General features: G+C 55.1%; 9 protein-coding genes and 1 pseudogene. 7 read left to right on the top strand and 3 right to left on the bottom strand.

Annotated features, from left to right (window positions below):
* Positions 1-6: 6 nt before the first annotated feature.
* The 6 genes and pseudogenes from OOZ53_RS26575 to OOZ53_RS26105 all read left to right on the top strand — a co-directional run bounded on the left by OOZ53_RS26575 (position 7) and on the right by OOZ53_RS26105 (position 3,882).
* Positions 7-138 (top strand): helix-turn-helix transcriptional regulator, encoded by a 132-nt coding sequence (locus OOZ53_RS26575; protein WP_425499243.1) that lies wholly within the window; start codon positions 7-9, stop codon positions 136-138.
* Between the two features lie 85 nt (positions 139-223).
* A pseudogene (locus tag OOZ53_RS26125) lies at positions 224-334 on the top strand (transposase); the annotation flags it as partial.
* A 352-nt stretch (positions 335-686) separates the two neighbouring features.
* Positions 687-1,172, top strand: coding sequence for a TadE/TadG family type IV pilus assembly protein (locus OOZ53_RS26120; RefSeq protein ID WP_271092742.1), 486 nt, complete (start codon positions 687-689; stop codon positions 1,170-1,172).
* Between the two features lie 19 nt (positions 1,173-1,191).
* Positions 1,192-2,568: a pilus assembly protein TadG-related protein gene (locus OOZ53_RS26115; protein WP_271092741.1), complete on the top strand. Its 1,377-nt coding sequence runs from the start codon at positions 1,192-1,194 to the stop codon at positions 2,566-2,568.
* A 130-nt stretch (positions 2,569-2,698) separates the two neighbouring features.
* Complete coding sequence (locus OOZ53_RS26110) at positions 2,699-2,875, top strand: hypothetical protein (protein WP_271092740.1); 177 nt, start codon at positions 2,699-2,701, stop codon at positions 2,873-2,875.
* Positions 2,876-2,988: 113 nt separating this feature from the next.
* Positions 2,989-3,882, top strand: a complete 894-nt coding sequence (locus OOZ53_RS26105; protein WP_271092739.1) for a response regulator transcription factor — start codon at positions 2,989-2,991, stop codon at positions 3,880-3,882.
* A 55-nt stretch (positions 3,883-3,937) separates the two neighbouring features.
* On the opposite strand, the gene OOZ53_RS26100 is transcribed toward OOZ53_RS26105, so the two are convergent.
* The 3 genes from OOZ53_RS26100 to OOZ53_RS26090 all read right to left on the bottom strand — a co-directional run bounded on the left by OOZ53_RS26100 (position 3,938) and on the right by OOZ53_RS26090 (position 7,951).
* Positions 3,938-4,819, bottom strand: a complete 882-nt coding sequence (locus OOZ53_RS26100; protein ID WP_271092737.1) for a GGDEF domain-containing protein — start codon at positions 4,817-4,819, stop codon at positions 3,938-3,940.
* Between the two features lie 50 nt (positions 4,820-4,869).
* Positions 4,870-5,223 (bottom strand): hypothetical protein, encoded by a 354-nt coding sequence (locus tag OOZ53_RS26095; protein WP_271092736.1) that lies wholly within the window; start codon positions 5,221-5,223, stop codon positions 4,870-4,872.
* A gap of 343 nt (positions 5,224-5,566) precedes the next feature.
* On the bottom strand, positions 5,567-7,951 hold the full coding sequence (locus OOZ53_RS26090; RefSeq protein WP_271092735.1) for a methyl-accepting chemotaxis protein: 2,385 nt from the start codon (positions 7,949-7,951) through the stop codon (positions 5,567-5,569).
* A 285-nt stretch (positions 7,952-8,236) separates the two neighbouring features.
* Here OOZ53_RS26090 and OOZ53_RS26085 point away from each other — a divergent pair, with 285 nt between their 5' ends.
* Positions 8,237-9,217 carry an AraC family transcriptional regulator gene (locus OOZ53_RS26085; RefSeq protein WP_271092734.1) on the top strand — a complete coding sequence of 327 codons (981 nt, stop codon included), beginning with the start codon at positions 8,237-8,239 and terminating at the stop codon, positions 9,215-9,217.
* Positions 9,218-9,557 lie beyond the last annotated feature (340 nt).

Below are 9,557 nucleotides of genomic sequence, written 5' to 3'. Positions count from 1 at the left end.
GGCAGTGTGACGGAAATCGCATTCAGGTGGGGGTTCGGCAACCTTGGAAGGTTCTCGAGATTGTTTGAGGAGAAGTACGGCCTCAAGCCGCATGCCGCCTTGAGATTTCAACCTGGCCGAAATCTGAAGGCAGCCTAGAGGTTGAAACAGAACGTCACGTGACCTGAGACCCGGAACTTCCTCCAGTATTTGGTAGAGTCCGTCGCGATTAGGAGACGGATTTATGAAGCGGTCGCGGGTTACAGAAGAAAAGATTATCGGGGTTTTAGCGGAGCAAAAGGCGGGCATGAAGACCGCTGATGTCTGCCGCAAGCATGGGATCTCGAAAGCGACTGCGCTCACGCTGTGGTTACTCCCCTCGCGGTCAGGGTTCTGGCTCTGATCAGACGAATTCAGTCACGGTCTGATATGCCGGCACATTCGCCGTCATCGGCTTGATCGGATGAGCCGCAGCGTCCGATACGGTCAGCAATTACAAAGCTCTGTCTTCTTTGGAATCAGAGTTTTTCGCCGAAAGATGTACTTAATAAACCACTAAATAATTGGCGCATTTCACGCGTGCGTGCCGTGCCCTATTGGACGGTGCATCGTGGACATGGTCATTCAACCTGCAATGTATCATCGTTCAACTGCCAATCTGGCTGTCGACGCTTGTCGGCGGCCCGAAACGGGCAGGAGGTATAGTGATGCATGGAACGATAGGTGAAACACGGGTCTCGAAAGCAATCAGGATTCTGCCTGGTGTGCGCCATTTCCTCAGTCAACAAAAGGACGGTGTGGCCGCGATCGAATTCGCCGTTATCCTCCCGATCTTCGTCGTCATGATGTGCGGCGTCATCAATTTCGGCTATGCGATTTACGTCAAGCACACGATGCAGCGTATCGCTGGCGAAACGATGCGGGCCGTTACCTATGGTGAGCTCCCAACCGAAGACGCACAGGCATTCGCCAGGGCCAAAATGGAAGATTCTTTCGGTGCGTTCGAAGAGGATGAACTCAACCCCACCGTTCAAATTTCGGCGGGTGGAGACGAAGTCACAGTCGACATTTCCGTCGCCACGGATCGCTTTGACCTGGTGGAAATTCCTCGAATTACAGTGTCGAGCTATGCCGAGACACTGGACGTCATTTTAACCGGCAAGGTTATTACCCGCTTCAATCCTTCAATCTGAAAACGAGGGGGTCATGGCAATGAGCAAGTTGGTTCGAAAACTCCAGTCATTCCGCTTCGATAAACGGGCATCCGCGGCGGTAATGTTTGCCTTGGTGACGCCCGTGATGATCGGATTTACGGCACTGGCTGTTGACGTTGGAAAAATCTACCTGACCGAGGCAGAGTTGCAAAACGCGGTGGATGAAACTGCACTGGCCGGGCTGGTCAGGATTCGCGATACCAGAACAAGCTTTGCCGTGGGCGTTACCGAAGCCCAGTTGACGAGCGACATGGTGCAGTTTGCGATAGACAGCGTTCCCGACCTTGCCGGTGACGCCGCGGTTCGGGCGGAAGATATCGTCTTCGGCCGATGGGACTTTAATACCGAGGAGTTTACGCCGACGAATTATTGGCTGAACGTCAACGCCGTTCGGGTCGCGGGACATATGACATCGGAACGCGGCAATCCGTTGAAGACGTATTTCGGCGCACTCTTCACCGACCATGTCGAGATGCGTGTCTCGTCAATGGCTGTTCTGCCGGTTCCGCCAGGATTTCATTCGCTCTCACAAGCCGCATCGCCGGGCTTCTACTGGGAGAATTCCGATCTGGATACATCTGATATTGTCGTCAACTCAACAAGCGACAATGCCGCACTGTTCAGCGGGTCGAATTGGAAGCACAGCTTCGGAGGACACCAGATGGATGTGGCCGGCCGCATAAATTCGGTTGGCCGGCCTTTGCGGGGCGCGTTCAAGGTCCACGCGCAGCAGTTCGGAGTAAGAGATTTCCTGGAAAACCAGCCACAGCCGCAGGTAAGTGGCGGCTGCGAATACCGGGATTTCGAACCCGCCCCGCAGTCGAACAAAATTATCCTGCGGCCGGGGACATATTGCGGATTGCTGATCGAAACCCCTGTCGATGAGGTCGAGTTCCAGCCGGGCACCTACATCTTCAAGGACAAACCGGTGGTTATACGCAATCAGACACGGGTCGATGGCGAGGAGGGCGTTCACTTCTATTTCACAGGCGAGGACGCGACGCTCACGGTCATAAATGTTCAAGACATTGTATTGCGTGCTCGCGATAGCGGTGATCAAAAGGGCATAACAATCATGACCAATCGCAATGCAGGCCGGGCGCCCCGCTACATCAGTTTCATGGGTTCGAAGCTGACTTCCCTGGGCGTGATATACCTGCCGGCGTCCAGTTTTCAGGTGGCCAATGGAACGCTGAACGGCAACTGTGTCATATTGTGCGTAGCCGCTGACACAATGGCTTTCACCAACCTTTTTGTGAACTACTATGGCGGTATTTCAAGCCTTCGTGCACCGGGGTGGAACCTTTCCAGCAACAACGGAGTGACAAACCCGGTCGGACTGGGTGTCAGCTTCCGGCCCTACTTGATCGAGTAATCGACAACGGGTGCGATCGGGTCATTTTGTTCTGCTTCAGCTCTTTGGCCCGCAAGATCTGGTTTGCGCGCCTGTGTCTGCAAGCTAACGCAAACATCTGGAGCTGCAAAAAAACCGAGCAAGGAGGCAGATGACCGGGCTTCCCGAAGCCCCCTATCCGGCCTGTCTGCCTCCCGGGAAAGCGCACCGAATGCTGGTCGGTGCGCTTTCCTCTTTGCGTGAAGGGCCAGACATGCTCCGCGCCATCGAAGCCGTCAGCGCAAAACCCGATTCGCGGCAAAAACCGCTTTCTTCTATTGCGGCATGAAGACATCGCCAAGAGCGATAACAACGCCCGACCGATCAGATCGGCTTTACTTTGTTTTGCTCGCAGTTTCTCAAGGCCATTCAGTAAATTCCAGTTGGCCGGGAGCAACGCGTATGCGCAATAATTTCGTTTTCTGTCCAGTCGATGCGGAATGTGGCCAGCCAGACTGCCTCTGCAGAGCTACACTCTATGCGTTACTTTGGCGGGGGTACACAATGGAAATTCAGTTCTGTAATCAGTTTGCGAGTTTTTTGTCCGAAAGCAAAGAAAACCTGCTTCCGACAAGGCTCGCGGCAGCTTTGTCGACCGTGGCACGATTTGACGCCTGGCGCCTGATCTCCATCGACACGGATGGCGAAGTTGCTGTTATCGATTTCCGCAACTTCCTAAAGTGTGAAGAAGACTATCGCGGCCAGGACCTCTCAGCCGATCCGATCATCTCCATGGCCAAAAACATGATCGGCCACGGATACTATACCAGCGAGGAACTGGCGCCGCGCGGCCTCATTACCACGCAGCTTTATGAGCAAGCCCTGGGACTGGGATTGGTGCTCACCGACCATGTCGGCTTTGTGGCTGAGGTGGACGCGCGGCGCAGCATCTGCCTGTCGCTAAGTCGGTCCGACCTGTTGCCAGCCTTTACAAAAGCGGAAAACGACATGTTCTGCGCCGTTGCGCCCTTGGTGGTTCATGCCTTGAAAAGGATCGGTGCCGGGGAAGCAGCGACGGATCCGCAGAGCTCCGCTGAAAATGCAGGCGATGCAATGGATCTGCAGGAAGTCGTGCTGGAGAGTTTCGGGTTCACAACATTGAGCCCGCGGGAACGCGACGTGGCAAAACTGCTGTTTGAAGGTCACTCGGCAAAGGCAATTGCCAGATCTCTGGAGATCAGCCCGGGAACGGTGCGCAATCACATCAAGAACATCTATCTGAAGCTTCGCCTCAACTCACGCGGCGAGTTCTACAATCGTTATGTGGGCGAAGTGTTGCGAGCGCGTGCGGCATAGCGCAGCGCCTGAGCGGGACCGGCTCCGGCAAGCGGGTGGCGCTCACGCCCCGCGCCTAGCCGGTTTTTGCAGGTAGGTGCTTGGTGGCCGAAGTCAAATCTGCAGCCCTTCGGCGAAATTCATCGGGGCGCAGATCAGCGATCGACACTCTCAAACCAGGGTGGCGGTCGCCGCAATCGTAGAACTGAAACCGGCCTTTGGTGTCGGCCTTGACGCCATACATGGCGTGATCGGCGGCGGCACACAGCATAGCGAAAGTATCACCATCACCCGGATAAAAACTGACGCCGATGGATGCTGACGCAAAGATCTTTTGACCGGCTATTTCGAAAGGCTGTTTTATTTTTCTCAGACAGCGATCGACGATCGCTGAGACGTTCTCCTTACTGGCCACGGGTGACAGGCACAGCATGAATTCGTCGCCTCCGATACGAGCCAGAATGTCCGATTTCCGCACCTCTGCGGATAACCGCTCGGCGACATGTACAAGCAGCGCATCTCCGACGGTATGACCATAGACGTCGTTGACCTGCTTGAAGCCATCCAGATCGATGAAGGCCAGGGCGAACGTCACGCCTGGTTCCTGAATCATCTCGATCGTCGTCTGCTCGAGAAAAGCCCGGTTGGGCAGACCGGTTAAAACATCGAAATATGCATGTTTGTAGAGCTCGTCTTCGCGCTGGCACTGTTCAGTGACATTATATGACAGGCACACTTCATGCGGGCGGTCGTTCAAGTGGATTTTCACACGCTCGTATCGAATAACAAGTCCGCTTGCGTTGGATTTGCGGCCCTTTCCAGATAGGCCGCCATGCACAACCCCTGCCTTGTTTGCGTAAATGGATACGCCGGAATCATCAACGATTTGAATCCCGACCGGCAAGGCTTCAACCACCTCAAGCAACTGTCGGGTGCCGAACTTTGGTACTGACGCCATCTTGCCTCTCATCGATGCTCGCTATGGTTTTGGTTTTTTGGCAGCAGCGATCACGTTAAGCCCGGATACTTAAGCTTTTCGATAAGAAGTTGCGTCGATTGCGTATCGGTCATTGGATTTTTGGCCCATCCCAAATGGGATACTTGAGCGAAGCGCAGGTGCGGCCTAGTCTCAAGCGTCTCTATGCTGCAAATCCTGGGCTCCAAGAGGTCGATCGGTTCCAGCCACTGCGAGCGAAACGGCTTGTTTGGAGAAATATTCGCCAAGAGCAAACCGCTCACTGTCCCGTGCGCCAACAATTGCTGCTGTGCCATATTGAACCAGTCTGGTGACGGCAGCCTTGAGTAGAGATTCATGGATGGATCGGCCTTGGCAATTACAGCGGCGATCGCATGGCGTTCCAAGTTGTTGTTGCTGAACCGGGCACCGGCTGAACGATGATTATGCGTCCTTGTGCCTGTGACATTGGAAGCTTGAAGACGGCCCGGAACTGTGGGCCGAATAACACAGAAGAAAAAGCACGAATTCGGCGAAACCCGCAGATCGGGATACTGCTGACCCTGATCTGCAATGACGCCCTCAACACAAGCCGTCTTCTACGTATTGCGTTTCGTCTGTTGGAGGCATTTTTTGGTCATGCAGCATGCATGAGCTGGACTGAGAGAACTAAATCGGCATGTCCAAAAAGGGGCGGTAGCGCTCTTGCCGCAGCGCTACCGCCCCTTTAAGCGGAAATTATGTTTCCAACTAGAATTCGTCCCAGTTTTCGTCTTCATCGGCCGTTTTTGCGGCGTTGCCTTCGAAGCCGAGTGCGGTGCCGACGGCCTTGACCATCTTCCTTGCCGGCGAAGGTACCTGTTCGGAGGTCTCGTCGGCCTCCTTCAGGCGCATTGCGGGCTTTTCGTCTGCCAGTTGGAACTCCGCGATGCGGCCGGAAAGCCCGGCGACGTCTTCGGCCAGCTGGTGCGTAACGGCGGTCGTTTCCTCCACCATGGCCGCATTCTGCTGGGTCATCTGGTCCATCTGAGTGACGGCCGCATTGACCTCCTGGATGCCCGTAAACTGCTCATTGGCCGCCGTTGCGATGGCACCGATGGCGTTGTTGACGTTGGTGACATGTTCGGAGATCTGGGTCAGGGCGTCGCCGGTCGCCTTGACCATCTTGACGCCATTGCCGACCTGTTCGCCCGATTTGGTGATCAGCTCCTTGATCTCCTGGGCAGCCGTCGCGGCCCGTTGAGCAAGCTCGCGGACCTCCTGGGCGACGACGGCGAAGCCTTTGCCGGCTTCACCCGCCCGCGCAGCCTCGACGCCGGCATTGAGTGCCAGCAGATTGGTCTGGAAGGCGATCTCGTCGATCACATTGATGATGTTGGAGATCTCGGCGGAGGCGGATTCGATCCCCTCCATTGCCGAGACGGCCTCGGAAACGATGGCGCTGGACTTTTCGGCGTCCGTCTGGGCGGCCTCGGCCATCTGTGCCGCTTCGCCGGCCCGTTCGGTCGTGCCCTTCACCGCCGACGTGATCTCTTCCAGGGCGGCGGACGATTCCTCGAGCGAGGCGGCCTGCTGCTCTGTGCGCCGCGAAAGATCGTCGGCTGCCGAGCGCATTTCCATGGAATTGTTGTCGATCGATCCGGTGCTTTCACGAATGCCGCACAGCGTTCCGTTCAGCTTTTCGATCGAGGCGTTGAAGTCGACCCGCAAGCGTTCGAGCGCCTCCATGAACGGCGTATCGATGCTGACCGTCAAATCGCCCTCGGACAGCCGCGTCAGGCCGCCGGCGAGCGCTTCGACCGCCTCCTGCATCTGGCGGGCTTCCTCGGCCTTGGCGGCCTCGCGCTCGGCGCGTTCGCGGTCGCTGAGCGAACGGTTTTCTTCCGCCTCGCGTTCGAGGTTTTCCTTTTCGATCGCAGCGTCGCGGAAAACAGCGACGGAACGCACCATCTCGCCGATCTCGTCCTTGCGGTCCTCGCCCTTCAGCTCAAGGTCCGTATTGCCCCTGGCGAGCTCGGACATGTTCCTGACGACATCCGAAATGGGCCGTGTGATCGAACGCGAGAACAAAATGGCCGCCGCCATGGCCGCGCCAAGCAGGGCCAGCGCAATCAGAAGCACGATATTGCGCAGAGACGTGACACCGGCCAAAGCTTCAGAACGATCAAGAATTGCAGCGATGATCCACTCAGCGCCCAGAAAATCGACCCGGGCAAAGGCTGCCTCACCCTCGATTCCGCGATAGCCGGTGATCGGACCTGAAGCTATGTTGTCGCGCGTGGTCTGCGTGACGAGTGGAGAGTCAAGCTTTACCGTCAGAGCCTCGTTCTCCGAGGTTTTGGATGAATCGGTGATAAAATAGCCATCCTTGCGAACAAGCATGGTCTCGCCCGTTTCGCCGAGCCCCGTGGTGTTGCCCATGATCTCGGCAATGATGTCGTTGGGCATCTGCAGCACGACGACACCGGTAATCTCTCCACCACCGGTCAAAGCCTTTCCGATGAAGGCTGCTGGAGCGCCATAAGAAGGCCCGTATGGGCGGTAGTCCTTGAGTATGATGGTGTCGCTGGTGCCCGCCTCCATGACATCGCGGAATACATTGGCAAGGTCCGAGTCTTTCCACTCACCTGAGTTCAGGTTGGTTGCATAGTCCCGTTCTTTGAAGACCGAGTAGACAACGTTGCCCTGTTCATCGAGAAGAAACAGATCATAATAACCGTGCTCGAGCAGAAACGTGCGAAGCTCCGGGTGGTATGTCTCGTGGCTCGAGTCGTATCGGTCCTTGCCGGCTGAATCGAGCTTGTGTTTTTCGCCGGTGGGGTGCGGGTTGTCGTCGATGTAACGCTTCTGAAGCTCACTAACTGGGTTTTCACCGATGAGTTCCCAGGAGCTTTTGAATGAAGCCATGGCTTTGTTGACGTAGGTGTTGTTTGACAGGCCCTCGAGGTCCTTACGAATATTTGTGAGGTAGGTCTCGACCTGATTGCGTCGGCCGTCGGCGACGGCGGCCAGTTTTTCCTGGGCCTGTCGCTCCACGATATTGGAGCTGATCATGAGCGCGGCAACGCTTGATGCGCCGATTGACGCTATGGTCAACAGTGCGGCGGCAAGCGGTAGTTTTCGTGAAATCAACACGGTGCAGTCTCCTGGATGGTGTCACAACTCATGCCAATACTGGTGGCTTCAACTGCTTCATGCCGCCACGAAACGCTTGAAATGGCTCTTTACTTGCGAAGTACAAATCGCGGTTCAGGCTGAATATCGGGTATAAAAATTGCGGCTTGTTCAGGGGTTGAACTAGCCAATATTGGATATCCTATCTGGGGCATAGAAAACCAAATATCGCCATCAATATCTAAACGGTTAGCCGAACGATTGAATTTCGTAGCAACCCTTAGGCGCACCCGGTTAGGAAAGAAGGTGATAAGCTCTATCTCCGACGCATTTCGCAGGCATTTTGCCGTGCCATGTGTGACAGCACTTGATGATGTTGGGGCGTTCTTTTCCAAACGATCCGGTGTCTACCACGTGGAGCAGCGTGGAAAGGCAGCTGACGACACAGCTGAGCTTTCTCTTGCTGCGATCGATGATATGCCTCTGATCTGGAGCATGTGGAGTGCACCTGCCGAGAGCGTTTCGCAGACCTCACGAGGCAAGCTATGCATCAACGTTGTCCTGAATGGTGTGACGGAAGCAATCCACCCCGATCTGGGCCTTATAACCGCCAACCAGGATATTGCCCGCGTTTCGACCATGGTGGAGGGCACCAGACTTATCAATCGGTCCAGCAAAGAAACGCTCGAGTTGGCTATACCGATTGAGCAGCTGACGGCGCGTGCAAGAAGCCTTTTTGGACGGGATACGGATGGTTTGATTCAGTTTGAGCCAACGCTCAATCTCAAAAGTCCGCGCGGATTGACGATCCTGCAGCTTTTGGCGTTTCTGCAAACTAACTGCGTTTACGGTGAGAAATGGTTGAAAAGCCCGATCGTGCTGGCCAACACGAAAGAGCTCATCTTCATGACGGTGTTGGGTACGCTGCCCAACAATTTTCAGAGTGAAATGGGTGCCGCAAGAGAGTTTGCTCTGCCGGGTGCGGTCGCCAGGGCCGAAGAATATATGCGCTCGCACGCAAACAGGCCGCTGACGGTTGAGGCGATAGCGCGCAAGGCTGGTTGTAGCGAGCGCGCGCTGCAAGACGCTTTCAGGCGTGTCCGGGATACGACCCCTATGGCTATGCTCAGGGACATACGCTTGGAACACGCGCGCGCCGATCTTCAAAATGGCCTTGTCTCCGTCACGGATTGCGCCTTGAGCTGGGGATTTTCGAATTTGGGCCGTTTTACCAAGCACTATCAAAAGAAATACGGTGAAAAACCATCAGACACGGTTCGACGATAGTCAGCTTTCAATCAATATCCCGAGATCTAGGGAGCAATCAGGCCTAACTTTTTCCAGCTCATAGATTCGAAGGGCCTATATAAGGAGAAATTGCCGTGGAGAGATGATTTCTACTGCAAACCCGATGGTTGAATGTGAGTGTTTGTTATCTCATAGTGATTCAATTGTGTTCCACAATATGAGTCAGTGCTGGTAAGTTTGCCCCAATGCTTTCTGATTGGATTTTCTGATCGAATTGGCTCTTTCTGAGCATAGATCTGCCGAGCAGACAGGCTACAGGTTCCGGTTGAAAAGCTCTGCCATCTTGATGCTGGTCATCCAATCCGCGTTAGCCTGTTAA

This window comes from Allohoeflea poritis, from assembly GCF_027889715.1.
Lineage (GTDB): Bacteria > Pseudomonadota > Alphaproteobacteria > Rhizobiales > Rhizobiaceae > Hoeflea_A > Hoeflea_A poritis.
This window is presented reverse-complemented; position numbering and strand designations above follow the sequence as displayed.

Coding starts and splice junctions, on each gene's coding strand:
- OOZ53_RS26120 (WP_271092742.1), top strand. CDS start 687: ATGCATGGAACGATAGGTGAAACACGGGTCTCGAAAGCAATCAGGATT.
- OOZ53_RS26115 (WP_271092741.1), top strand. CDS start 1,192: ATGAGCAAGTTGGTTCGAAAACTCCAGTCATTCCGCTTCGATAAACGG.
- OOZ53_RS26110 (WP_271092740.1), top strand. CDS start 2,699: ATGACCGGGCTTCCCGAAGCCCCCTATCCGGCCTGTCTGCCTCCCGGG.
- OOZ53_RS26105 (WP_271092739.1), top strand. CDS start 2,989: ATGCGCAATAATTTCGTTTTCTGTCCAGTCGATGCGGAATGTGGCCAG.
- OOZ53_RS26100 (WP_271092737.1), bottom strand. CDS start 4,819: ATGGCGTCAGTACCAAAGTTCGGCACCCGACAGTTGCTTGAGGTGGTT.